Origin of the sequence: Herbaspirillum sp. AP02 (assembly GCF_015767275.1) — a bacterium.
Taxonomy (GTDB): domain Bacteria; phylum Pseudomonadota; class Gammaproteobacteria; order Burkholderiales; family Burkholderiaceae_D; genus Herbaspirillum.
The window spans coordinates 130,044-154,818 of sequence record NZ_JADWMY010000010.1 but is presented as its reverse complement, the minus strand read 5'-3'; the positions used below and the strand labels follow the sequence as shown (position 1 = coordinate 154,818).

Sequence of the window (24,775 nt, the reverse complement as noted above, 5' to 3'; positions counted from 1 at the left end):
AAGTCGAGATGCAAGAGACCATGAACGTTAAAACCAGATCCGGTGGTGTGTCCATTTTTCGGGAGGTACTGTCAAGACAGGAGAATCGCTGTCTTGTCGGGACGACGTTGTTGGCCTGGTTGATCCTCCTGCTGCATTTCGCGGTCGATCCGGGTGTCAGCCGGACCTCTTTGCTGGTGAGCGTAATGGTCGTGCTGGGTAGCCATCTGCTGCTCTATTGGCAGTTTCGCCAGTTGTCGATGCGCAGAGGCGATGTCATCAAACATGTCGTTGAACAGCATCTGGACCTGGAAAAGGAAATCGGGCTGCGGCTGGATGAGGCGGTTGGCGACACCGAGTTTGCGGCCATTGCACTGGTCAGGCAGGTCAAGACGATTCACGAAGCAGCCGCTTCCCTGGTGCGCTATCTGGATCAGACTTCTTCGCAATCGGTGGCGCTTGAGCAGGAAATCGATACGAGCATGGACAAGATCTCCACCATCGGCGATTTCATCCTGGAGCTACCCAATCGTATCAAGCGGGACATGGATGCCATTCACGAGGCTTCCAAGGAGATACAGCAGTTGGGAAAACTCGTGGTGCTGATCAAGCAGATCGGACGCCAGACCGAATTGCTGGCCATCAATGCAGCGATTGAGGCAGCACGCGCGGGCGATGTCGGACGCGGTTTCGCTGTCGTGGCAGCGGAGGTGAGGCAACTTGCGCTGAGTGCAACGCAGGCAGCCGGCATCATCGAGGAGGGCTTGACGAAGGCGCAGCAGAAGGTCGATGCGGGTCTCAAATTCAAATTCCTGGAAGAGTCGGCGCAGCAACTGAGCGAGGCTGCCATCCTGACCGAATCGACCCTGCGCCTGCGGGAGCATCACGAGGTGGTGAGACAGTTTTACAAGAGTGCCTTTTCCGTCGTCGCAACACATGATGCACAACTGGCTTCTGATCTGGGTGAGATTCTGGGCGAGATACAGTTTCAGGACATCGTGCGCCAGCGTATCGAACGTCTGCGGGAAGCCGGCGAGCAGCGCAACGCGCTGTTTGTCGAAATGACCGAAGGGGGAAACGGGCTCGATACCGGCGTGCAGGCAGTGGCCGAGAAGCTGAATCGGGTGATCCAGGACTACCTGGTCAAGGAATCGCGCCATTCCAAGATGATGTCCCAGGGCAGCAACGGCGACGGCGATCTACCCAAGTTCGAGTTCTTCTGAGCTGCCCGGCGATGTCTGCTTGCAAAGATGCGGCGGGCGCAAAGAGTGTATGCGACTGGTTGGAATCTGATGTGGGCGTTTCCACCAAGTTTCGTTGGATTGACACTTGATCACAGGGCCAGGAATGGAAGCCATGAGCAGAGATGCGCTCCGAGATATTGCGGAGAAATATGTCGTGCTGTTGCACGAGTTTCTCCTATCCACCGAACAGGACATCCTGGATGCGCAGCTGGAGCAGGCGCATCGTCTGGGGCATCTTCTCGTGCAATCGAGGATTGCTCCCGTCGAGATCCTGGAAATTCATCAAGGCGCGATACAACGGCTGGTCGGGGTATGCCCTGCAGTCAGCTTCTCCGACTTCGGAGCGCGCCTGAATCTGCCCCTGATCACGATGTACCGGGCGTATGAGAACGCATTCAGGGAGCGCATCGCCATGCGCTACCAGGACCTGGCCTCTTCCTTCTTCGGTGTGGCCGGCGAGCAGGAGTTGATTGCGCAACAGATCGGCGATGTATTCAACGATTTCAACACCCATCTGGGTAGTATCATCGGTTTTGCCGAGATGGTCGAAGATGAACTCTCCCGCAAGTCGTCTGCGCAGCAAAGCCTGCACATGCTGATGCAGAACCTGACGGCCCTGCTCAAGGCAGAACATGCCATTCAGCAGCGCATCAGCAACAGCGAACGCCAGTTTCGCACCCTGGTCGACAATTCCCCCGACGTGATTCTGCGCTATGACATTCACGGCAAGTGCATCTTTGCCAATCCCGCATTTACTCGCGAGACCGGATTGCGGGCCGATCAGGACATCCATACCATTCTGGATCACTCCGCCGGCCGGCGGCGCGGCGACGAATCGCGTGGCTTCGACGAGCGGGTCAGGCAGGTCGCAGCCACCGGCGTTGCCGATGTGGTCGTGCTGGAATGGCGCCATCCGCTGGGGCATCTGGTGTCCCATGAGATGCACATCGTTCCCGAATATGACGCCGACGAAAAGATCTTCGGCATGCTTGCCATTGGACGGGATGTCACCCGACGCAAGGAGGTGGAATTGAAGTTGCGCCACCAGGCCAACTACGATCTCTTGTCCGGCCTGCCGAACCGGCGTCTGCTGGGCGATATGCTGCAGCGGGAAGTGGCCAGTGCCAAGGGGGAGGGATATCCTTTGTCGGTTCTGTTCATCGACCTGGATCGCTTCAAGGATGTCAACGATACCCTGGGACATTCGGTGGGCGACCAGCTTCTGGTGGTGGCGGCGCAGCGGATACGTGCAAGTGTACGCGAGTACGATCTGGTGGCGCGGCTCGCCGGCGATGAATTCGTTGCCGTCCTGCCCAAGCTGGAGGCATCGGAATCGCTCACCCGTATTGGATATGACATTGTGGCGGCACTGGTCGAACCTTTCCAGCTGGGTCCGCACAGGGTCCGTATCTCGGCCAGTGTCGGGATTGCCATCTATCCACACGATGCAAGCACCGTCACCGCGCTCATCGGCTGCGCGGATCAGGCCATGTTCGCTGCCAAGGCGGGCGGCCGGAATGGCCTGGCCTTCTTTACCCAAGGCATGCGAGAGCGGAGCTTCGAGCGTCGTCGCCTGCTCAATGATCTCTACGATGCGCTTCAGGAGAGACAGTTTGAATTGCATTTCCAGCCGGCGCTGGAACTGGATAGCGGACATATCCACAAGGCCGAGGCGCTGGTCAGGTGGCGGCATCCGAGCCTGGGCATGATCTCGCCGGAGAGATTCATTCCCCTGGCCGAAGAGAGTGGCCTGATTTTCGAGTTGGGTCGCTGGATATTGCAGGAGGCTGCCAGGGTCTCGGTACGCTGGAATGCACTGGCCGGTTCGGTTTTTCGCAAGCAGATCAGTGTCAATCTCTCTCCGGCGCAATTCCTGAATGGTCACTATGACAGCGTGGTGCTGGAGCAGCTCGCTCAGCAAGGTTGTGCTTCGCAGCTGATTGCCATCGAGATCACTGAAGGGCTACTGCTGGATGATAGTGAAGCGGTACGGTCGCAATTGAACAATTTGCGGGAAGCCGGCATCCAGGTGGCGCTGGACGACTTCGGCACGGGGTATTCGGCGATGTCCTACCTCAAGAAGTTCAGCATGGACTACCTGAAGATCGACCGCTCCTTCGTCAAGGATATGGTCGATGCCGACAGCAACCGGGCTATCGTCGAAGCCATCATCGTCATGGCACATCGCCTGGGCATGAAAGTCATTGCCGAGGGCGTGGAGACGATGATGCAGGCGCAACTGCTCAGGGATGCCGGTTGCGAGTACGTACAGGGCTACCTGTACGCCCGCCCGCTACCCGAGGATGAATTCCTGAAGTTCGCCACCGCCGGGCAGCCGGTTGCCGATGTTGTGGTTCTTCGATAAGGAAGCGCTGCCCAGCATGCTTGCCGGCTTTGATATCGATGTCTTCAGTGACCGGGTGGTACATCTTCCGGGGCTTCGCCGTAGGCCGTGCAAGGATGCCGGCTCGCGTGAACCCGCTTGCCTGTTGGTTGCCCGCAGTGGGGCCGTGCACAGCGGTGGACTGGTCGCCATCGGGGCAGGATCATCGTGTGCCGACCTGACGGCGAATGGGGGCTAAGGTGGTGCGCCTGGAAAATAGCCAGCTCTCCGTGGCTTTTCTACTGTGGCCGGGCTTTCCCCTGCTGTCCTTGGCGGGATTTTGCGACGCCTTGCGGCTGGCCGCCGATGGCGTGGAGTCGAATCCATCCCTGCGCTGCTCGTGGAGCATCATCGGTCTGCAGGGCGAACAGGTACAAGCCAGCTGCGGTATTTCGGTGGCGGTGCAGTCGCCTCTGCCGGAGCCCGGTCAATTCGACTACATCGTCGTGATTGGCGGTCCGCTGTCACGCCTCGATGATATCAACGCTGGTTATTGGCACTATCTGCATTCTGCTGCGGCGGCCGATCTTCCGTTGGTCGGTCTGGGTACCGGCAGTTTCGTGTTGGCGCGGGCGGGATTGCTGGATGATCGTGTCGCCTGCGTCCATTCCTTTCACCATGAAGACTACCGACGCCTGTTTCCACAGCAGCGCGTGATCAGCCATACGGATTATCTGATCGACGGCAAGCGGATCACCTGTGCTGGCGGTATCGCTGTCATCGAACTGGCTTCCCAGCTGATCCGGATACATTGCGGGCCGGAGCGGGCGGCCAAGGTGATTCATCAGATGACGGTCAACCACGGTGGCCCTCTCCTGCTGGGCGAGCGACGTCATGTGTTGGGAGAACTGAGCGTGCAGGATGTTGCGATTCGTCATTGCATCATGCTCATGGAGGAAAACCTGGAGTTGCCTTTGTCAATAGCGACACTGGCCGATCATGTTGACCTCAGTTCACGCCAGCTGGCACGTAAATTCCATGAAGAGTTGGGGGTGGCACCTCAGGAGTTTTATCGCCGCATGCGCCTGCGATACGGCAGATGGTTGTTGCTGACCACAGAAAAGAGCATCACCGACATCGCCTACGAATGCGGCTTCGCAGATGCCTCGCATTTCATCCGCGGATTCAAGGAGGCCTATGGCACTTCACCGGCACGCTTGCGTGCCCATAGCGTACCGTCCATGTGATCAGGCGCATTGCCAGTGGTGGGGTCAGGAGCCGCACCAGTGTTGATTATGGCGGGGTTTCTACATGGAAATGGATTGTCAATTTTATGTCCGAAATATTCCATCTCCCTGCGCATCGATGCAATGCCGTTTTCTGCGCGCGAGTTAAAGTTTGCAAGCATTGTCGCGTTGCTATTCTTGATGCCCGATTTCGGACTGTTCAGGTGGCGAGATGTCCGGTGCCATGAGCGGGAAGTTGCCGGGCCTTCAGGAAAGGGGGCTGCGCATGTTCTTTGAAGAGGGAGTCGGTAGTTGCCGGACACGAGAGATATCTGAATGCTGAAGTTTATTTTACCGTCACAGTTGCGTCTCGGGATGTATGTCCAGTCCCTCTCCGGGGCCTGGCGGGCGCCGGCGTCCTTGCGCAAACCGTTTTTGCTGGAGAAGGAGGATGATCTGCTCACACTGCAGGACAGTCCTCTGCGCGCAGTCCTGATCGATACGTCCAGAGGTAGCGATACGGAATCGGACCCAGCTGCACGGCGACGAGGCGGCGATCCGGGTGATCGTGAACTGGACGCCCCCGACAAACACCCATCAGCGGTCCGTTCCACCAGGAAAGTCGATCTCAGACGGGAGAGAGAGCAGGCTGCACGGATCATTTCCAGAGCGGAAGAGACGGTGGTGAACATGTTCTCCGAGGCGCGCATGGGACGTACGATCGATTTGCTGGAGGCGGGCGATCTGGTGTCGGAGATCACCGCGTCGGTGTCACGTAATGCAGATGCCCTGGTGAGTCTGGTGCGGCTCAAGACGGCCGACAACTATACCTATATGCATTCAGTGGCGGTGTGCGCCATGATGATTTCGCTATCCAACCAGCTTGGTCTGCCTGCCGCTGAAAGGGAGCAGGCAGGTATGGCGGGATTGCTGCACGATATTGGCAAGATGGCTGTGCCGCTCGATATCCTCAACAAGCCTGGCCGTCTGACCGACGAAGAGTTCGCCACGGTGCGTTCGCATCCTGTGACGGGATACGGTCTGCTCAAGGAGCTTCCGGGGATAGGCAGCGCGACGCTGGACGTATCGTTGCATCATCACGAAAGAATGGATGGGGCCGGTTATCCCTACCAGCTCGCCGGTGAGAGGATATCGATCTTTGCCAGGATGGGGGCGGTATGTGACGTGTATGACGCCATCACTTCCAACCGACCTTACAAATCCGGCTGGGATCCTGCACGCTCATTGCAACACATGGCGCAGAGCAAGGGCCATTTCGATTTCGACGTGCTGCAGGGCTTTGTAAGGGCGGTGGGCATCTATCCTATCGGTTCATGCGTCACCATGCAGTCGGGACATCTGGCCATCGTACTGGATCAGCAACCAGGGCATCTGCTCAATCCGTTGGTCAGGATCTTCTATTCGATTCGCGACAACCGGGAGGTCGGGCCGGCGCTGCTGGATCTGAGACATTCCACCGACAGGATCCTCGGTCACGCCGATCCCGAAAAGTTGGGATTGATGGATGATGTCCTTGCCCAGCAGGATTTGAGTTACTGATATGCGGCGTACTCACGCCCATTGATGAGATGAGATAACTTTCAGCACATTGGAGGGAATGTGGATTCTTCAGAGGAGCTGGTCGCGGTGCAGCATACCTTGATTGAACTGACCATAAACGAGACGACCTACACCGTCGAGAACCGGATCTACGATGCACCAGGTGGTGAGCATGTGGCCGAATACCGGGTGCTGTTGGGCCAGCAAGTGATCAAGGACTGGACGCGGGGAAATTTCGTCAAGTACGTTCATACGCAATATAACGATAATCGACTTCATTGATTCGGACTCGCTGTTCCCCCCTTTCTCGAAGCGTCTGTGTCTCGAATGACGATCTCCCGGCAGGGTCTCTCTGACCGAAAGGGCCGCAGACGCCAGAACATCCGCCAATCAGGAGACAACGCGGGCCAGCCTTCGCCAGGAAGCTGGCTCTGTCTGCAATGTCGGTCGGGGGGACTGCCCACTCTCCTTTTGTGCATGCCGTTCACTCCATTGGCAAGACACGTCAGCCTGGAGAGCGCGTGGCGACCATGCAAACGGTGCACATCGTGGGCGTCGTATGCAACGTCCTTATCAAAGTCCTTATCAAAGTCCTTGCACAAGAGTGATATCACTCAAATGCATGCTGAGCCGGGGCGATGGAAGCTTGCGGATCTGCGATCGATATGGTCCATGAACGGGGCGGTAGTGCCTGTTGCCCACGGCCCGGCTTGGTGTGAGTGGGTAATGCGTGTGACACCATCGGGGCAGCGAGGAGGAAGGGGATGCAGTTCCTGACCCGGTCGACAGCTGCCGATAGATGCAGACGGCGGGTCATCGATTGGAGGTTGGCACGATGACTCCGCACTTCGTAATCATCACGCTGCCCAAGTGGCTGTGATATCGGGATGAAGTTCATGTACAGAAGTGCGAATCAAGAGACCTCGAAAGTAGCGCGATTATTCGTGGTGACGGTATGCGTGATTCTGGTGGTGCTCGAGAGCTGGTCGTTATGGCGCGAGCGGAGCACGGCGCTGGAACAGGCCAGTCGCTCAACGGCCAACATGGCCATGGCCTTGTCCCTGCATGCGGAGGTGACCGTCGAGGAAGTGGATATCGTCCTGAGGTCGGTATTGCGGGAGCTGGCCAACGAAAGAAATATGACGATGCATCGCGATCGCCTCCATGAGCTGCTCGTGGAAAACGTTGCGGCACTGCCGCAGCTGGCGGGGCTGTTTGTCTATGATGAAAAGGGGGAATGGGAGGTCAATTCGCAGCCCTTGCTGGAAACGAGATTCAACAACAGCGGCCGTGACTATTTCATTTATCACCGCGAGCATCGTCAGGCACAGCCTTTCATCGGTAAGCCGGTTCAGAGCAAATCGACTGGGCACTGGGTATTGACCGTCAGCCGGCGTGTGGACAGACCCGATGGTTCGTTTGGCGGTGTCGTGCTGGCCACGCTGGATCTTGGCTTCTTCGAGCGCCTCTATCAGCAATTCGATATTGGCAAGAAGGGGCGTATCTTGTTCGGTGCAAACAATGGTGTGCTCCTGTATCGCAGGCCGCTGTTGGCTAATTCGCTGGGCAAGAGCCTCGGTGAGTCAACGCTGTTCCAGAAATACATCAGGCTTTCCCGATCGGACACGGTCGAGATGATGTCGAACCAGGATGGCGTCCTGCGCGTGAACAGCTTCCAGCATGTTGCGGGCTACCCGTTGTTCATTGTCGTCGGCGTCTCCAAGGATGAAATCCTGCAGGCCTGGAACTCGCACACCCTGCGCAGCGCCATCGTCCTGATGATCCTGTTGGCGCTGGTGTATTGCGGCGGCATCAAGATCGTACGACAGGTTTCATTGAGAGAGAAAGCGCAGGCACAGACGGTGCGAGCGCACGAAGATCTGGAGAAGATGTTCCATGCGCTGGAGGCCCAGTCCCAACGGGATGGCCTTACCGGCGTCTTCAATCGCCGTTATTTCGATGCCGCCATGGATGCCCAGGCAGCCCGGTTTGCCCGGGGCGGCGGCAGTATTTCCCTACTGATGATCGACGTTGACCACTTCAAGCAATTCAACGACAGATACGGACATGTGGCGGGAGACCAGTGCCTCAGGAGCGTGGCGACGGCGATTGCGGCGACCGCGCGGCGCGAGATCGATATTGTGGCGCGTTATGGGGGAGAGGAGTTTGCGGTCCTGTTACCGTTTTGCGAGGAGTCGGGGGCTGCGGTCGTCGCCAATCAGGTCTGCCAGGCCGTCAGGGCATTGTGCATTTCGCATGTCGCCGATGCAGGAGGCATCCTGACGGTCAGTGTCGGGGTGGTCGTCCTGCAGTCGGGCCAGGGCATGCAATGCTCTGCCAAGGAGCTGGTCGACAGGGCGGACCAGGCACTGTATCTGGCCAAGGAGACGGGACGCGATAAGGTCGTCTTTTATCATCATCCGCTCCCCGAGCGTGATCGGGATCCTGCTCTGACGCCGGCCAGCCCTTGATGGTCCCAATCGCTTGCCGGTCTTCTCGCCAGCCCAGGCGAGCGCCGTGCGCTGACCGCCACCGCCGCTCTTGCCCTCCTTCCTTGCTTGCAGACCCGTGTGAGCAGCCAAATCCAAATGAGAATCATCACGACGTGATGTAAAAGCGACAGCAGACGAATAAGGCTTTACGACGAAAAGCCTTCCATGAGTAAATGTGAAAAATATATTAAATGTTAAATTTAAGAGTTAAATATTTTTAATATTGATATATTTTTCTTCTATCACATCAGCCCATGAGAATTTAATGAAAATATTGACGGAAATGAGGATTGGTGTGAAGCTCAGCCTGGGCTTCGCTAGTCAACTGATGATGTTGCTGGTGCTGGTCGGCACGGCCATCGTCGGGATCAATTCCTTGCGGGCGACCATCGAGCGAGCCAACCAGGTTAAGAACGAAAAGCTTGAGCCACTTTATGCTGCCCGGGAAGCGTTGGACCAGACGGGGATCGCAGCGCGCAATGCCTATGTTTTCATGCGTGACGCCGATGCACAGGCAGAACTGGCGATCGTCGACCAGCAGAAGATCCTCTACCTTGCCCAGCTACAGAAGCTGGAATCGCGTCTGGCAGACCGCCCCAATTTCAAGGTGGTACGCAGCGGCCTGCTGCAGATGGCCGACGAACTCAAGCTCCCACGTCAATATCGTGAAAGTGGGGCGATGGAAGCCTATCGCGATTTTCTGGTCAACCAGTGCAGCCCCTTGCGGCGCAAGATCGTGGCCGACATCAACCGGCTCCTCGACGAGATTTCTGCCGACAGCCTGGCAGCGGATCTGGCCGCTGAAAGTGCCGCCAAGGATGTGCTAAAGCTCATTTCCCTGCTGGCCATCGTGGCAACCCTGATTGCCGTGGTCATCGCCTTCCTGATCACGCGCAGTCTGTTGCGCCAGTTGGGCGGTGAACCGGCCTATGCGATGACCATCGCACAATGTATCGCCCATGGCGATCTGGCCGTCAACGTGGCCACTCGCCCTGGGGACGATAGAAGCCTGCTGTATGCAATCAGGATGATGCGCGACAGTCTGGCGGGCATCGTCGCCGAAGTGCGTCAGGGGACAGAATCGATCGAACGCGCATCGTCCGAAATCGCCAGCGGCAACATCGACCTGTCCAGCCGCACGGAGCGCCAGGCCAGCTCCCTGGAAGAAACCGCCAGTGCAATGGAACAGATCACCTCCGCCGTGCGCCAGAATGCCGAGAACGCGTCCCAGGCCAATACGCTGGCAGGAACGGCGTCGACCATTGCGCTTAAAGGCGGCCGCATGATGGGAGACGTGGTCGCGACCATGGAAGATATCCACCACTCGTCGGTGAAGATCGTCGACATCATCAGTGTCATCGACAGCATCGCCTTCCAGACCAATATCCTTGCACTGAATGCGGCTGTCGAAGCAGCGCGTGCGGGCGAGGGAGGGCGTGGTTTTGCCGTGGTGGCCTCGGAGGTGCGTACGCTGGCTCAGCGTAGCGCCGCCGCCGCCAAGGAGATCAAGGAATTGATCAGTGCCTCGGTGGCCAAGGTGGAAAGTGGCAGCGGCCTGGTCAAGGGTGCGGGCGAGACGATGGAAGAGATCGTGGGCAGTGTGCACAAGGTCAGCAGCGTCATCGCCGAGATCACCAACTCCAGTCGTGAGCAGAGTGCCGGGATCGAACAGGTCAATGATGCCATCACGCATATGGATGAAGTCACGCAGCAGAATTCGGCGCTGGTCGAACAGGCGGCCGCCGCGGCCGAGGCGCTCACCGCTCAGGCGAAGTCGTTGGCGGGCCTGGTGTCGACCTTCAAGGTCGCATCGGATGCGCACATGTCGAGGTAGCCCGGTGTTATTGGAGAACGAAGAAGCCGTAGAACAGGAGCCGGCATCGCATCGCGAGCGCCAGCGGCTGGTGCAGCTCAAGAGCTATTGCGTGCTCGATTCACTGCCCGATAAACAGTGCGACCAGGTGACCGAACTGGCGCGATCGCTCTTTGGTGTGGACATCGCTCTGGTCTCGCTCATCGATGAACATCGCCAATGGTTCAAGTCCAGGGCCGGGCTCGATGTGAGCGAGACGCCGCGCTCGGATTCGTTCTGTAACCATGCCATCGAGATATCGGGAGGCATGGTGGTACTCGATGCACAGGAGGATGTGCGCTTTGCCGGCAACGCGCTGGTGACAGGAGCGCCGCATATCCGGTTCTATGCGGGCGCCCCGCTGGTGACGTCGCGGGGACTATCGTTGGGAACGCTGTGCATCATCGATTCCAGGCCGCGCTCCGAATTCGGCGCGAACCAGCTGGCCCAGCTCCAGCAACTTGCTGCCATCGTGATGGAGCGGCTGGAACAGTTGCGCAACCGCGGCTACATCGACCACGTGACGACCTTGCCCAATCGCGCCCGCCTCATGGAGGTGTTGCGTACCCGCAGACATGAGGCCACAAGCTTGCCCTGTGCTGCATTGGCGGTGGACATCTGCCCGCGTGAGTATCTTTTCGATATGGTCAAGGCGCTGGGATGGGATTATGTCGAGGGTTTCCTGATGGAGGTCAGTCGCACGCTGCGACAGGTGCTGGCGGGCATTGAGGTCTATCGGGTGACTACGACCACCTTCGTCTACCTGGATGACAGCGATCCGGTGACACGCCGACGGCATATCGCCGACCTTCAGCAACGCTTTTTCCAGGTACTGGAGTTCCAGGGCATTCCGCACCGGCTCGCCATCGCCATCGGTGTGCTGCCGGCGCTCGACGAGATCAGCGGTAACGACGTGGTGCGCTCCTTGCTCACGGTCATCGACGTGAGCCGGGAGGAGGCGATATCGCCTCGCATCTTCGAGTCTGCGCACGCGGAAAACCAGCGCTATGCGTTCTGGTTGCTATCGGCCTTGCCGATGGCGCTCAATACGCCAGGCGAGCTGATGCTGCACTACCAGCCCAAGGTCCGCTTGTGCGATGGGGCCTGCGTCGGTGTCGAGGCGCTGATCCGCTGGCATCACCCTATCCAGGGCAGCATTTCGCCGGAGACCTTTATCGCTCTGGCCGAGAAGACCGGGCAGATCCGCCAGATCACCGCCTGGGTGCTGCGAGAGGCAGTCATGCAGGTGGCCCGCTGGCTGGCACAGGGCCGCTCGCTCCCGGTGGCGATCAATACCTCGGCGCGGGATTTCGATTCGGACGAGTTGTATCACCAGCTCTCCGCTCTGTTGATCCAGCACAAGGTGCCGGCAGAGCTGATCGAAATCGAGTTTACCGAGCACGCCATGGCCAACAATCCGGAATTGGTCCGCCAGCGAGTGCTAGCCATTCAAAAGCTAGGCGTCAAAGTGGCCCTTGATGATTTTGGTGCCGGTTTCAGCAACCTTGCCTACCTGAAGAACATTCCGGCAGACAGCATGAAGATCGACCGTTCTTTCATCTGTCGCCTGCTCGACGACCAGGTAGATCAACTGATTGTGCCCGCCATCATCCATTTGGCGCACAACCTGGGCTTTAGTGTCGTCGCTGAAGGTCTGGAGAACGAGCGTACCGCCAAGATCCTGCGCCATCTGGGATGCGATTACGCGCAGGGATATGCGATTGCCAGGCCGATGCCGGTCGAGGACCTGGAAGAATGGATGCAGACGCGCTGGTGCGAGGTATTCAATGTGCTGCCGTCTAATGCTGTTTCGCTTCCATGATCTGCAGCGCCAGCATGTCGGTCGCCAATGCCGCCAGTTTAAGCAACCCACGCCTCTCGTGGGAACGCAGGATGCGTGGTTCGGTATCCATGACGCACAGCACGCCCAGGGCCTTACCCTGATACATCAGGGGCGCTCCGGCATAGAAGCGGATGAAGGGCGCCGAGGTGACCATCGGGTTGTTGGTGAAGCGGGGATCCTTGCTGGCATCGGAAACGGCTAAGACGTCGTCGTCCGTGCTTGCGTGATTGCTGAAAGCCCATGAGCGTGGGGTGGCTGCGATATTGAGGCCATGGGTCGCATGGAAAATCTGCACATCGGACGTCAGAAAGGTGATCAGCGCGATCGGCACTTCCAGCAACTCGCTGGCGAGCCAGGTCAGCCGATGAAAGCGTGTCTCGGAATGTGGGTTTTTGATCGTTTGCGCGATGAAACGGCCAAGGTCAGCATCCTCCTCATTGGTCGGGTGGGTCGCTTCGATGTCGGGGAGGGCTTGCTCCGAAGCTTGCGCGCGCCGCTTGACGTCGCCGTGACCAAGCAAAGTCATGACCGCGCTCAGTCTCGTCCGCCGATGACCTCCCGGTGTCTTCCAGGACGCGAGCATGCCGGTTTCCATCCACATCTGGGCGGTCGTGATGGACACCCCCAGCATATTGGCGGCTTCCCGGGAGGTCATTGCGGGGTCGCTGGAGGGGGCGTCGCTTTCATGCAAGGTTGCAGCGCGTGCCATTTGGTTAATCCTCAAAAAGTATGGCGCTAAGTTGGGTAAATCGCATATTTGATATTTTATGAAGGCACGTAGCGCAGCGAAAGTGGAATATTTAATATATTCCACTCTACGATTAATTTAATGTTTAAAAAATGATGAATAAGAGATTTTTAACGTGACGCGCAGAAAACCTGCGTGCGTGGTGCGACTGGGAAAATATATGTTGAAAAATTAATAATATTATTTAGGCAAATTTCCCGTACGCTCGTGCAAATTCGGCATTGTAGTCTCCATTGAGCTATGCCGTCCGGGTAGCCCACGTTTCTGTATTCGCAGACTGACCTGGGTCAGGGATCATGCGCTTGCCTTCCAATAGGAAACACCCGGGCCCCTGCCTCAACAGGAAACCCCCAATATGAAGTTTTTGCCTGGACAGATCTGCGGCATCTTTGTTGACCGGGGAAAACAGGATTCTATTGCTCGCAGACAAAACCCGAGCCAGCCCCTTATCCATGCGGCTTGTATGGAGATTGTAGGGATCGGCCTCGCATTATGACGAGGTCAAGTGGTATGACCTCCTGCAGAAATGCACTGTTTGTGCGAACATTGTGCCCTGATGCGGTCAAGGGCAAGGCATTGCTGAGCTGGATTCTGGTTTGCCTTGTCGATTCAGCGGCCGCAATCCGCGCCAAATACAAGTTTCCTGAACGCCAGCCGGTCTCCACGCCGGCCGGCGTTTTCCACTCAAAGGAGCCTCCATGTCCACGTCCTGGAACACCGCCGCCATCGCTGCCAAGCTCGGCATCGCGATCAACGATCTTGCCCTCGAAACGATTTCCCACAGCGCCGATGGCGTCGATTACGAAAGCGTCCTGCTCTACAACAAGGCTCAGCCGCCCGTCTCGGGTGTGCTGTCGGTGCCCAACTATTTCGGCCTGCGCCAGCAGGCACTGGAAATCGCCGCCACCACCATCGGTGCCGGCCATGCCATCCTGGTCGCCGACGTGTTCGGCAAGTCGGTACGTCCTACCGATGGTGACCAGGCCCTGGCCGCCATCATTCCCCTCAAGAAGGACCGTGCAGAACTGCGCCGGCGCATGCAGGCGGCGCTGAAGGTCTTGCGCGAGCAGACCTTCGTCAAGATCGCAGCCGACAAGCTCGGCGCCTGCGGCTTCTGCTTCGGCGGCACGGCCGCGCTGGAACTGGCACGTGATGGTGCCGAGTTGCGCGGCACGGTGTCGCTGCACGGTGCGCTGGATACCCCGGCGCCGGCCGAGAGCAAGATCAAGGGCGCGGTACTGGTGCTGCACGGCGTGCAGGACCCTTCGGTTCCGCGTGAGCAGGTTAATGGCTTCATCGACGAGATGAGCGCGCTGAAGATCGACTGGCAACTGGTCAACTATGGCCAGGCCGGCCACTCCTTCACCGATCCGGATGCCAACAACCCCGGCTTCTTCTATCACCGCCAGACCGCCGAGCGCGCCGCCGTGGCGCTGCAGGCCTTCTTTGGCGAAGTGCTGGCCTGAGTTCGGACCGTGTTCGTGACCCTGCCGGTCGGCGCCAGGAGCCGGCCGGCAGGGGGCATCACCACAACAACAAGAGACAGGCGTCCATCAAGGGGGCAGGGTGCGCATTCCTGCTTCCGGCCATGGCGTAGCGTCCGCGTTTTCCCTCGTCAAATCCCACGTCCAAAGGATAGTCATGTCACAAGATAAAGAGCCGAGGCGGCGTTTCCTGCGTCAGGTATTGGCCATCGTCCCAGCAGCAACAACGCTAGGTGGCGCCACTACCGTCGCAGTCAGCCAGCCGGCAATCGCCGACAGCAGTACCCCGGGCAAGCCCCGCGCCTACACCCCCACCTACTTCAGCGCGGTCGAATGGGCATTCATCAATGCCGCCGTCGACCACCTCATCCCCTCCGACCAGTACGGTGCCGGCGCCCTCGAAACGGGCGTGCCGGAATTCATCGACCGCCAGATGGAAACCCCCTATGGCGCCGGCAAGCTGTGGTACATGCAAGGCCCTTTCCATCCTGACAGCGTCCCCGAACTGGGTTACCAGCTCTCGCTGGTGCCGCGCGACATCTATCGCCAGGGCATCGCCGCCTGCAACGACTGGTGCAGCAAGAACCACGGCAAGGTCTTCGCCGAACTGGACAAGGCCAAGCAGCTGGAAGTGCTGAAGATGATGGAAGGCGGCAAGATCGCCTTCGAGACCGTCCCGGCCAAGACCTTCTTCAGCTTCATGCTGGGCAATACCAAGGAAGGCTACTTCGCCGATCCGATGTACGGCGGCAACCAGAAGATGGGCGGCTGGAAGATGGTCGGCTTCCCCGGCGCGCGTGCCGACTACGCCGACTGGGTCGATCAATACAACGTTAAATATCCATACGGCCCCGTGTCGATTCTGGGAGAGAAGGGCTGATCATGGCTATCAAAAAAGACAAAGTGGATGTAGTGATGGTGGGCCTGGGCTGGACCGGTTCCATCATGGGCATGGAACTCACCGAAGCCGGCCTGAACGTGCTGGCGCTGGAACGCGGCGACATGCGCGACACCAATACCGACACGCCCTATCCCAAGGCGGTCGATGAACTGAAATACTCCGTGCGCGGCGCACTGTTCCAGGACCTCTCGCGCGAGACCGTGACCATCCGTCACACCCTCTCCGACGTGGCTGTCCCGTATCGCCAGCACGGCTCCTTCCTGCTGGGCGATGGCGTGGGCGGTGCCGGTTTCCACTGGAACGGCATGATGTACCGCAACCTGCCCGAAGAGCTGGAGATGCGTACCCACCACGAGCAGAAGTACGGCAAGAAATTCATTCCCGAGGACATGACCATCCAGGATCACGGCGTGACCTACAAGGAACTGGAGCCGTTCTACGACTTCTCGGAAAAGGTCATGGCCGTCTCCGGCAAGGCCGGCAACCTCAAGGGCAAGATCGTCCCCGGCGGCAACCCGCTGGAAGGCGAGCGCACCGACGAATTCCCGACCCCGCCGCTGCAATACCAGTACAGCGCCTCGCTGGTGGAAAAGGCCATGCGCGACGTCGGCTACCACCCGTACCCGGCGCCGGCCGCCAATGCCTCGCAACCCTTCACCAATCCGTATGGCGTGCGCATTGGCCCCTGCAACTACTGCGGCTTCTGCGAAAACTACGGCTGCTACATGTATTCCAAGGCCTCGCCGCAGACCACCATCCTGCCGGTGCTGTTGAAGCGCAAGAACTTCGAGGTGCGCACCAAGGCCCAGGTGATCAAGGTCAACCTGGACGCCTCCGGCAAGCGCGCCACCGGCGTCACCTACATCGATGCGCAAGGGCGCGAAGTGGAACAGCCGGCCGACCTGGTGCTGCTGACCGCCTTCCAGACCCACAACGTGCGCCTGCTGCTGCTGTCCGGCATCGGCAAGCCCTATGACCCGGTCACCGGCGAAGGCGTGGTGGGCAAGAACTTCGCCTACCAGTACAACGGCGGCATCAACGTGGTCATGCCCAAGGGCACCCAGTTCAACCCCTTCATCGGCACCGGTGCCGGTGGCGTGGGCATGGACGACCTCAACGCCGACCAGTTCGACCACGCCCCGCTGGGCTTCATCGGCGGCGCCTCGATCCGTCACGTGCGCTACGGCGGCCGTCCCATCAAGCAGGCCGGCACCATGCCGGGCGAGAAGGTGCCCAACTGGGGTTCCGAATGGAAGGCCAGCGTGCAGGATGCCTACCAACGCACCCTCACCATCGGCATGTCCGGTTCGGTGATGGCCTATCGCGACTGCTACCTGTCGCTGGACCCGACCTACAAGGATGCCAACGGCCAGCCGCTGCTGCGCATGACCCTGAACTGGAAGGAAAACGAAGGCAAGATGCTGACCTACATCGCCGGCGAGATGGAAAAGGTCGGCCAGGCCATGAACCCCGAGAAGGTGGTCAAGGCCGTGCGCAAGACCGGTTCGTCCTGGGATACCCGGGTCTACCAGTCCACCCACCTGACCGGTGGCGCGATCATGGGCACCACGCCCAAGAACAGCGTGGTCAACAAGTACCTGCAGAGCTGGGACGTGCCCAACGTGTTCGTGTATGGCGCGTCGGCTTTCCCGCAGAACATGGGCTACAACCCGACCGGGCTGGTCACGGCGCTGGCGTATCACTCGGCCAAGGCGATCCGCGAGCAGTATCTGAAAAACCCCGGCCCGCTGGTACAGGCATAAGGATAACGACCATGATCAAGCACTATCTCATCGCCGCCAGCGCGGCAATCATGACGCTGTCCGCTGCCGTGGCATCAGCGCAAAATGCGCCCGTGGACCAGCAACTGGTACAGCGGGGCGAATACCTGGCCAAGGCCGGTGACTGCGTGGCCTGCCACACTGCCAAGGGCGGCAAGCCGTTTGCCGGTGGCCTGTCCATCGACACGCCGGTAGGCAAGGTCTATTCGTCCAACATCACGCCGGACAAGGACAACGGCATCGGCAGCTACAGCGAGGAGGATTTCGACCGCGCGCTGCGTCACGGCATCCGCAAGGATGGCGCGTCGCTGTACCCGGCCATGCCGTATCCGTCCTATGCCAAGGTCAAGCCGGCCGATGTGAAGGCGTTGTATGCCTACTTCATGAACGGCGTGAAGGCCGAGCCGACCCCGAACCGCAACGTCGATATCGTCTGGCCGCTGTCGATGCGCTGGCCGCTGTCGATCTGGCGCAAGGTGTTTGCCCCTGCCGTGGCCGTGGATGGCGTGGCTGACAACAGCCCGCTGCTGCGCGGCCAGTACCTGGTCGAAGGACTGGGTCACTGCGGCGCCTGCCACACCCCGCGCGGCGTCGGCATGCAGGAGAAGGCCCTGACCGACGACAGCAGCCAGTACCTCTCGGGTGGCGTGATCGACGGCTTCCTGGCCAACAACCTGCGCGGCGATGCCCGTGACGGCCTGGGCAACTGGACCGAAGCGGACATCGTGGCCTTCCTCAAGACCGGTCGCAACAGCCATTCCGCAGCCTTTGGCGGCATGGCCGATGTGGTGGCGGAAAGTACCCAGCACATGACCGACGAAGACTTGTCGGCCATGGCCAAGTACCTGAAGTCCTTGAAGCCGGTCAAGGATGGCATCCCGGCCCTGGCCTACGACGACAAGACCCACCAGGCCTTGCGCAAGGGCAGCGACCAGAGTCCGGGCGCGATGGCATTCCTGAACAACTGCGCGGCCTGCCACCGCAGCAGCGGCAAGGGTTATGACGAGACCTTCCCGACCCTGGCACTGTCGCCCACGGTCAATGCGGAAAATCCGGCCTCGTTGATCCGCATCGTGCTGGAAGGTGCCGAAATGCCCTGGACCCACAAGGCCCCGACGCAGTTCGCCATGCCTGGCTTCGCCAGCCGCCTGTCGGACCAGGAAGTGGCCGACGTGGTCACCTTCATCCGCAGCAGCTGGGGTAACCAGGCCTCGTCGGTGAGCGCTTCCGATGTGGCCAAGGTACGCAAGCAGGTGCCGGAGAAGAAGACGGTGGAGGCGGGTACGGTACCGCTGGCCAAGCAGTAACGCAGTAATCCGCCAGTCAACGGCAATAAAAAACCCGGCGTCCGCAAGGACGCCGGGTTTTTGTTTTGGAGCCTGTGGTGCTGGTGTCGGCGCTTTATTCCTTCACCGCCCCGGTCATCCCCGAGACGTAATACTCGACGAAGAAGGAGTACACCACCGCCACCGGCAGCGAACCCAGCAGCGCCCCGGCCATCAGCGCGCCCCAGTGGTAGACGTCGCCATCGACCAGCTCGGTGACGATGCCCACCGGTACCGTCTTCACTTCGGATGAAGAGATGAAGGTCAGCGCATAGATGAACTCGTTCCACGACAGCGTGAAGGCGAAGATACCAGCCGAGATCAGGCCCGGCACCGCCAGCGGCAGGATGATCTTGACCAGGATTTCCCAGCGCGTGGCACCGTCGATGAGCGCGCATTCTTCCAGCTCATACGGGATCGAGCGGAAGTAACCCATCAACAGCCACGTGCAGAACGGGATGAGGAAGGTCGGGTAGGTCAGGATCAGCGCCCAGCGGGTGTCGAACAGGCCCAGCTTGAACACGATCGCCGCCAGCGGGATGAACAGGATCGAGGGCGGGATCAGGTAGGCCAGGAAGATGCCCAGGCCGACCTGCTTGGAACCCTGGAAGCGCAGCCGTTCGATCGCATAGGCAGCAAAGACGCTGGCCGCCAGCGAGGCGAAGGTCGACACCACCGAGACGATCACCGTGTTCAGCAGCCAGGCCGGATACTGGGTGTCGAACAGCAGCTTCTTGAAGTGCGCCAGGGTCGGTGCCACCACCCAGAAGGGATTGCCGGTCTGAGAGAGCAGTTCGCCGTCAGGCTTGAAGGCGGTGATCACCATCCAGTAGAACGGGAACAGCAGCACGAACAGGAAGATCAGCAGCGGGATGTAGATCGTCACCCAGCGGCGCGGTGTCGATTGCAGGAAATCCATGCCCTGGGTTTCCTGTTGGTCGTCTTTTTTCTTGGCCATTATTTGTCACCTCCTTGTTGCCAGCCGCGACGTTGCAGGCCGAAGTACGAGAACATGATCGCTGCCAGCAGGAACGGGATCATGTAGGTGGCCATGGCCGCACCCTCACCCAGTGCACCACCGGGGATCGCACGCTGGAACGAGAGCGTGGCCATCAGGTGGGTGGCATTCAACGGACCGCCGCGGGTCAGCACGTAGATCAGTTGGAAGTCGGTGAAGGTGAACAGCACCGAGAAGGTCATCACCACCGCGATGATCGGGGTCAGCAGTGGCAGCGTCACGTGGCGGAACTGCTGCCAGGGCGTGGCGCCGTCGATGGCGGCCGCTTCATACAGCGAAGGCGAGATGGTCTGCAGCCCGGCCAGCAGCGAAATGGCCACGAACGGGATGCCGCGCCAGACGTTGGCAAAGACGGTGGACCAGCGCGCATTCCAGGGGTCGCCCAGGAAGTCGATGTAGTGCTTGATCAGGCCCATCTTGGTCAGCGCCCAGCTGATGACGGAGAACTGCGCGTCATACAGCCACCAGAACGCCAGCGCCGACAGCGCGGTCGGCACGATCCAGGGCAACAGCACGATGGCGCGGAAGAAGGTCTTCAGCGGCACGTTCTTGTTGAGCAGGATGGCCAGCCACAGGCCCAGTGCGAATTTGAGGATACTGGCGCTGACCGTGTAGAACACGGTGTTGAACAGCGACAGCAGTGCCAGCGAATCGCCGGCCAGATAGGTGAAGTTGTCCAGGCCGACGAAGCTGCCTTCGCCACCGATCTTGGTGTCGGTGAAGCCCAGCCAGATGCCCAGTCCCAGCGGGTAGGTCAGGAACACCACCAGCAGGATCACGGCCGGGGCCATGAACAGCATGCCCAGTACGTTACGGTTGTTCAGGAATCGGGATAGCATGATTTGCCTCGATGAAAGGGCCGCAGGACAGGCCTGCGGCCGATACGGTGTTTGCTTCTGGTGCTGGCTGGACGCCGTCGCGCCGGGTCGGCAGGCCCTGACAACCTGCCCCTTGCCCGCTGTCCCGAGGGAACCCGGCGCGGCGCCATCCCGCCATCATGCCGTCGGCATCAAGCCTTGTAGTAGCGCTTGGCGCGTTCGGCGGCGCGGTCGATGGCCTGCTGCACGGTCTTGGAACCGCTGGCCGCTTCGGCCACCATGTCCACCACCACGTAGTCGGCCATGCAGGCCGCCGAGGCTTGTCCCAGCGGACCTTCGTGACCGTGGTCCAGCATCAGCGAAGCCGAGTCGCGGTAGACGGTGGCCTTCGGGTCTTCGGTCCAGATCGGGTTCTTCTCGTAGGCCTTCAGCGGCTGGCTGACGTAGCCGATGGATGCCTTCATCCACGGGTTGTACTGGTCCGGCTCGAACATGAATTGCACGAAGGCCTTGGCCGCATTGGGGAATTTGGTGTGCTTGAACACCATCATCTGGGTGATCTGCATCAGTTCGGTGGGCTTGCCGGCCGGGCCGATCGGGAAGTGCGCGTGCTGCGTATCCTTGCCGATGTCCTGCATCTTCTGATCGGTGGAGTTCTTGGCCGCGTAGTACACCGAGATGCCGTTGGCGGTCATGCTGATCTGGCCGTCCAGGTAGGCCTTGTTGTTGGACGGGTCCTGCCACGACAGGGTACCGGGTACGAAGGTGGCATACAGCTGCTTGGCGTACTCCAGTGCTGCACGGGTCTCGGGCGAGTTGATGGCGACCTTGCCGCTCTTGTCCACCAGCTTGCCGCCGTGCGACCACAGCAGCCAGTGCGCCCAGTTGTTGGCATCACCCACGGCCTTGCCGAGGGCGAAACCGACCGGGGTGTCCTTGGCCTTCAAGGCCTGGCACAGCTTGAGGAAACCGGCGGTGTCCTTGGGGATGGCGTCGAAGCCGGCGGCCTTGATCTGGCTTTCGCGATAGACCAGGGCATTGCCGATCACGCCCAGCGGCAGGGCGATCCACTTGCCGTCCTTGGTGCCGTACTTGCGGCAGACGTCGTACCAGCCGCCATAGCGCTTGCCCAGCGAATCGGCCAGGTCGGTCATGTCGATCAGCTTGGTCGGATACTGCTGCGGGTCGTCGAACCAGCCCAGCACGATGTCCGGGCCGCTGCCCACGTTGGCCGCCACGGCCGACTTCGGACGTACGTCTTCCCAGCCTTCGCTGTCGGTACGCACGGCCACGCCGGTCAGTTCGGTGAATTTCTTGACGTTGGCGTTCCACAGGTCTTCGTCACCCTGGACGAAGCGCTTCCAGCGCAGCACGCGCAGGGTTGCGCCTTGTTCGATCGGGTACTTGATACTGTCGGCGCCGGCAGCGCCGGGGCCGGCGGCAAAGGCATTGACGCCCATGCCGGAAGCGGCCGCTGCGGCCGCACTGGTGACCAGGAATTCGCGTCGTGTCAGCTTGCTCATGTCTCCTACTCCTTCGGTTGAAAGTCGAATTGGACCGCTGTCGGATCGCGACGGAATCGCTCCCCTGCGGATGGACTCTTGTTTTTCTGATGCTGCGCTACTGGTGTTGCCTGGGTACTGCGGTAATGGAGCTTGCGGTTCAGCGGGCCGCCAGCGACTTGCCGGATTCGGCGTCGAACAGGTGCGTGCGGCCATGGTCGGGGACCAGGTGGATCACATCGCCGGCGCCGAAGTCATGGCGTTCGCGGAAGATCGACGTCAGGCTGGTTTCACCGAAGCGCGAGAACACTTCGGTGTCCGCGCCCGTCGGCTCCACCACGATGACCTTGGTGGCGATGCCCTGGCCGGCGCCGCCGATGGAGAGATGTTCGGGACGCACGCCATAGGTCACCTTCTGGCCATCGCTGCCCTGCAGGGCGCTGCCATAAGGGGCTGGTACGCGGGTGCCGTCGACGAACTCGACCTCGGCCGCGCCGCCGTTCTTGCGCAGCGTGGCGGGGATGAAGTTCATGGCCGGCGAGCCGATGAAACCGGCCACGAACAGGTTGGCCGGATGATCGTACAGGTCCAGCGGACGGCCGCGCTGCTCGACCAGGCCATCCCGCATGACCACGATCTGGTCGGCCATGGTCATGGCTTCGATCTGGTCGTGGGTCACATAGATGGAGGTGGTCTTGAGGCGCTGGTGCAGTTCCTTGATCTCGGTGCGCATCTGCACGCGCAGCTTGGCGTCGAGGTTGGAGAGCGGTTCGTCGAACAGGAACACCTGCGGATCGCGCACGATGGCGCGACCCATCGCCACGCGCTGGCGCTGGCCACCGGAGAGCTGGCGCGGGTAGCGGTCCAGCAACTGGTTCAGGCCGAGGATGTCGGCGGCTTTCTTGACGCGTTCTTCGACGAAGGACTTTTCCTTCTTGGCCAGGGTCAGCGAGAAGGCCATGTTGTCGCGCACGGTCATGTGCGGATAGAGCGCGTAGTTCTGGAACACCATGGCGATGTCGCGATCCTTGGGCTGGACATTGTTGACCACCGTGCCGCCGATCAGGATTTCGCCGCCGGTGATTTCCTCCAGCCCGGCCAGCATGCGCAGCAGTGTCGACTTGCCGCAGCCGGAAGGGCCAACCAGGACCGTGAACTCGCCATCGGCGATATCGATGTCGACGCCCCGGATGATCTGGGTGCTGCCGAACTGTTTCTTGACTGCGCGAATCTGTACTGATGCCATCAAATGCTCCTCGTGTGTATCCTCGTATCGACGCTGCGGAACCGGTTCCAGGCGGAGACGGCCACAACGCACTTTGTTCATGCACACCCTGCTCGGGCATGTGGAGGATCGGTCCGATCCTCCTTTTTTTTCTGTTTTCTACACTGATGCATCGCCGGCTGGCGGCCGGCGACGGTGCTGCATTGGCGCCCCGTGGCGGGGTTGATGATTATGGATTCTTGCCAGTGACGACCACGTAGGAAGGCCGTCCGTTGCGGTCCCAGTCGATCAGATTCTGAGCCGCCTTGCGCCGCAGTTCGCGCGCTGCGACATCGGAGAAGAATGCCGCGTGCGGCGACAATAGCACACGTGGATGCTGGACGATAGCCGCCGCTGTCTCGGGTGGTTCGACCGGCAACACATCCAGCGCAGCACCCTTGAGCTTGCCGTTTTCCAGCGCCGCCAGCAGGTCGTCGATCTTGATCAGGCCGCCGCGGGCGGAGTTGACCAGATAGCTCTGCGGCTGCAGCAGGTTCAGCAGCGAGGCGTCGATCATGTTGCGCGTTTCATCGTTGAGCGGGGTGTGCAGCGAGACCACATGGGCCTGGCGGAACAGTTCCTCGCGGCCGACGCGCTCCACGTAGGCGGGGAAGTCGCCGTCGATGATGTAGGGGTCATAGGCGATCACGCGCTTGAAGAGATTGCGCGAGATATGCGCCATGCGCTTGCCGATGCGACCCAGGCCGATGATGCCGATGGTCAGGTCGGAGGCGCGCGGGATGATGCCGGCCGTGGTGTAGTGCCATTCACCGGCCTTGACGGCGCGGTCATAGACGGTGATGTTGCGGATCAGGTCCAGCGCCATCGCCAGGGCATGGGTAGCAACTTCGCCCACGCCATAGTCGGGCGAGTTGGCGACCCAGACGCCGTGCTGCGCGGCGTCGGCGGTATTGATGGTGTCAAAGCCGGCGCCATAGCGGCTGGCGATGCGGATTTCAGGACGCGCCGCGAACACCTTGGAGTTCACCGGTGCGTATTGCACCAGCAGGCCCTGGCAGCCCTCGGAGGCGGCGATCACCTCGTCTTCGGTGCGGCATTGTGCGGTCACGACTTCCACGCCGGCCTCCTTGTAGAGCGCCAGCTCCAGGTCGACATCGGGGAAATCGTAATCGGTAATCAGTACTTTCATTGCTCGTCTCCGTGATGGTTGTCTTGGTCCACCTGATGCAACTACTTCCAGGAGCACGGCCGCCGCTTGTGTGGCTGTACCGTGATCCCGGGTACGACTGATGCTGATATTAATGGGCTGCGAATGCTGATTGAGTTGCCGTTAATCCTTGCTTAATGTTGCTCGATATTGCTTGATGTTGCTTCAGGTGGAGTTCGCTGCAATCGGGTTTCTTGAAAAAGTCCTTGCTGCCCGCGCCCCGGCCAGCCAGCCAGCCAGCCGGGAC

At 60.1% G+C, this 24,775-nt stretch carries 18 protein-coding genes; 12 read left to right on the top strand and 6 right to left on the bottom strand.

Going from position 1 to position 24,775, the window contains the following annotated elements:
• Positions 1-20 precede the first annotated feature (20 nt).
• From I5R65_RS24435 to I5R65_RS19245, 8 genes are all read left to right on the top strand, one after another.
• Complete coding sequence (locus tag I5R65_RS24435) at positions 21-1,202, top strand: methyl-accepting chemotaxis protein (RefSeq protein WP_180670480.1); 1,182 nt, start codon at positions 21-23, stop codon at positions 1,200-1,202.
• A 124-nt stretch (positions 1,203-1,326) separates the two neighbouring features.
• Entirely contained in the window at positions 1,327-3,588 is a 2,262-nt protein-coding gene (locus I5R65_RS19275; RefSeq protein ID WP_180670479.1) for an EAL domain-containing protein, read from the top strand.
• 218 nt (positions 3,589-3,806) lie between these two features.
• On the top strand, positions 3,807-4,793 hold the full coding sequence (locus I5R65_RS19270) for a GlxA family transcriptional regulator (RefSeq protein ID WP_370460999.1): 987 nt from the start codon (positions 3,807-3,809) through the stop codon (positions 4,791-4,793).
• 315 nt (positions 4,794-5,108) lie between these two features.
• Positions 5,109-6,332, top strand: a complete 1,224-nt coding sequence (locus I5R65_RS19265) for an HD-GYP domain-containing protein (protein ID WP_180670475.1) — start codon at positions 5,109-5,111, stop codon at positions 6,330-6,332.
• Between the two features lie 60 nt (positions 6,333-6,392).
• A complete protein-coding gene (locus I5R65_RS19260) occupies positions 6,393-6,614 on the top strand; it encodes a hypothetical protein (protein WP_180670473.1) in 222 nt (73 codons plus the stop codon).
• Positions 6,615-7,219: 605 nt separating this feature from the next.
• Positions 7,220-8,803: a sensor domain-containing diguanylate cyclase gene (locus tag I5R65_RS19255; RefSeq protein WP_231395249.1), complete on the top strand. Its 1,584-nt coding sequence runs from the start codon at positions 7,220-7,222 to the stop codon at positions 8,801-8,803.
• 286 nt (positions 8,804-9,089) lie between these two features.
• Positions 9,090-10,658, top strand: coding sequence for a methyl-accepting chemotaxis protein (locus I5R65_RS19250; protein WP_180670471.1), 1,569 nt, complete (start codon positions 9,090-9,092; stop codon positions 10,656-10,658).
• Between the two features lie 4 nt (positions 10,659-10,662).
• A complete protein-coding gene (locus I5R65_RS19245; RefSeq protein ID WP_370460998.1) occupies positions 10,663-12,498 on the top strand; it encodes an EAL domain-containing protein in 1,836 nt (611 codons plus the stop codon).
• On the opposite strand, the gene I5R65_RS19240 is transcribed toward I5R65_RS19245, so the two are convergent.
• Positions 12,476-13,228: a GAF domain-containing protein gene (locus I5R65_RS19240; RefSeq protein WP_180670468.1), complete on the bottom strand. Its 753-nt coding sequence runs from the start codon at positions 13,226-13,228 to the stop codon at positions 12,476-12,478. The genes I5R65_RS19245 and I5R65_RS19240 overlap by 23 nt on opposite strands.
• Before the next feature lie 737 nt (positions 13,229-13,965).
• Between I5R65_RS19240 and I5R65_RS19235 the strand changes: the two genes are divergently transcribed.
• The 4 genes from I5R65_RS19235 to I5R65_RS19220 all read left to right on the top strand — a co-directional run bounded on the left by I5R65_RS19235 (position 13,966) and on the right by I5R65_RS19220 (position 18,740).
• Positions 13,966-14,733 carry a dienelactone hydrolase family protein gene (locus I5R65_RS19235; protein ID WP_180670466.1) on the top strand — a complete coding sequence of 256 codons (768 nt, stop codon included), beginning with the start codon at positions 13,966-13,968 and terminating at the stop codon, positions 14,731-14,733.
• A 175-nt stretch (positions 14,734-14,908) separates the two neighbouring features.
• Positions 14,909-15,631, top strand: coding sequence for a gluconate 2-dehydrogenase subunit 3 family protein (locus tag I5R65_RS19230; RefSeq protein WP_180670464.1), 723 nt, complete (start codon positions 14,909-14,911; stop codon positions 15,629-15,631).
• Positions 15,632-15,633: 2 nt separating this feature from the next.
• Positions 15,634-17,415 carry a GMC family oxidoreductase gene (locus I5R65_RS19225; protein WP_180670462.1) on the top strand — a complete coding sequence of 594 codons (1,782 nt, stop codon included), beginning with the start codon at positions 15,634-15,636 and terminating at the stop codon, positions 17,413-17,415.
• Between the two features lie 11 nt (positions 17,416-17,426).
• The gene (locus tag I5R65_RS19220) at positions 17,427-18,740 is read left to right on the top strand and encodes a cytochrome c (protein WP_180670460.1); all 1,314 of its coding nucleotides are present in this window, start codon (positions 17,427-17,429) and stop codon (positions 18,738-18,740) included.
• 94 nt (positions 18,741-18,834) lie between these two features.
• Here the strand turns inward: I5R65_RS19220 and I5R65_RS19215 are convergent, their stop codons facing one another.
• The 5 genes from I5R65_RS19215 to I5R65_RS19195 form a co-directional block, all read right to left on the bottom strand.
• Positions 18,835-19,716, bottom strand: coding sequence for a carbohydrate ABC transporter permease (locus I5R65_RS19215; protein ID WP_006462792.1), 882 nt, complete (start codon positions 19,714-19,716; stop codon positions 18,835-18,837).
• Complete coding sequence (locus I5R65_RS19210; RefSeq protein ID WP_180670458.1) at positions 19,716-20,615, bottom strand: carbohydrate ABC transporter permease; 900 nt, start codon at positions 20,613-20,615, stop codon at positions 19,716-19,718. The genes I5R65_RS19215 and I5R65_RS19210 overlap by 1 nt, the downstream gene beginning before the upstream one ends.
• A 170-nt stretch (positions 20,616-20,785) precedes the next feature.
• Entirely contained in the window at positions 20,786-22,117 is a 1,332-nt protein-coding gene (locus I5R65_RS19205; protein ID WP_180670456.1) for an ABC transporter substrate-binding protein, read from the bottom strand.
• A 139-nt stretch (positions 22,118-22,256) separates the two neighbouring features.
• The gene (locus I5R65_RS19200; protein ID WP_180670454.1) at positions 22,257-23,342 is read right to left on the bottom strand and encodes an ABC transporter ATP-binding protein; all 1,086 of its coding nucleotides are present in this window, start codon (positions 23,340-23,342) and stop codon (positions 22,257-22,259) included.
• Between the two features lie 208 nt (positions 23,343-23,550).
• A complete protein-coding gene (locus I5R65_RS19195) occupies positions 23,551-24,510 on the bottom strand; it encodes a C-terminal binding protein (RefSeq protein WP_180670452.1) in 960 nt (319 codons plus the stop codon).
• Positions 24,511-24,775 lie beyond the last annotated feature (265 nt).

Coding starts and splice junctions, on each gene's coding strand:
- I5R65_RS19255 (WP_231395249.1), top strand. CDS start 7,220: ATGAAGTTCATGTACAGAAGTGCGAATCAAGAGACCTCGAAAGTAGCG.
- I5R65_RS19210 (WP_180670458.1), bottom strand. CDS start 20,615: ATGCTATCCCGATTCCTGAACAACCGTAACGTACTGGGCATGCTGTTC.
- I5R65_RS19205 (WP_180670456.1), bottom strand. CDS start 22,117: ATGAGCAAGCTGACACGACGCGAATTCCTGGTCACCAGTGCGGCCGCA.
- I5R65_RS19200 (WP_180670454.1), bottom strand. CDS start 23,342: ATGGCATCAGTACAGATTCGCGCAGTCAAGAAACAGTTCGGCAGCACC.
- I5R65_RS19265 (WP_180670475.1), top strand. CDS start 5,109: ATGCTGAAGTTTATTTTACCGTCACAGTTGCGTCTCGGGATGTATGTC.
- I5R65_RS19215 (WP_006462792.1), bottom strand. CDS start 19,716: ATGGCCAAGAAAAAAGACGACCAACAGGAAACCCAGGGCATGGATTTC.
- I5R65_RS19240 (WP_180670468.1), bottom strand. CDS start 13,228: ATGGCACGCGCTGCAACCTTGCATGAAAGCGACGCCCCCTCCAGCGAC.
- I5R65_RS19195 (WP_180670452.1), bottom strand. CDS start 24,510: ATGAAAGTACTGATTACCGATTACGATTTCCCCGATGTCGACCTGGAG.
- I5R65_RS19220 (WP_180670460.1), top strand. CDS start 17,427: ATGATCAAGCACTATCTCATCGCCGCCAGCGCGGCAATCATGACGCTG.
- I5R65_RS19230 (WP_180670464.1), top strand. CDS start 14,909: ATGTCACAAGATAAAGAGCCGAGGCGGCGTTTCCTGCGTCAGGTATTG.
- I5R65_RS19225 (WP_180670462.1), top strand. CDS start 15,634: ATGGCTATCAAAAAAGACAAAGTGGATGTAGTGATGGTGGGCCTGGGC.
- I5R65_RS19275 (WP_180670479.1), top strand. CDS start 1,327: ATGGAAGCCATGAGCAGAGATGCGCTCCGAGATATTGCGGAGAAATAT.
- I5R65_RS24435 (WP_180670480.1), top strand. CDS start 21: ATGAACGTTAAAACCAGATCCGGTGGTGTGTCCATTTTTCGGGAGGTA.
- I5R65_RS19235 (WP_180670466.1), top strand. CDS start 13,966: ATGTCCACGTCCTGGAACACCGCCGCCATCGCTGCCAAGCTCGGCATC.
- I5R65_RS19250 (WP_180670471.1), top strand. CDS start 9,090: ATGAAAATATTGACGGAAATGAGGATTGGTGTGAAGCTCAGCCTGGGC.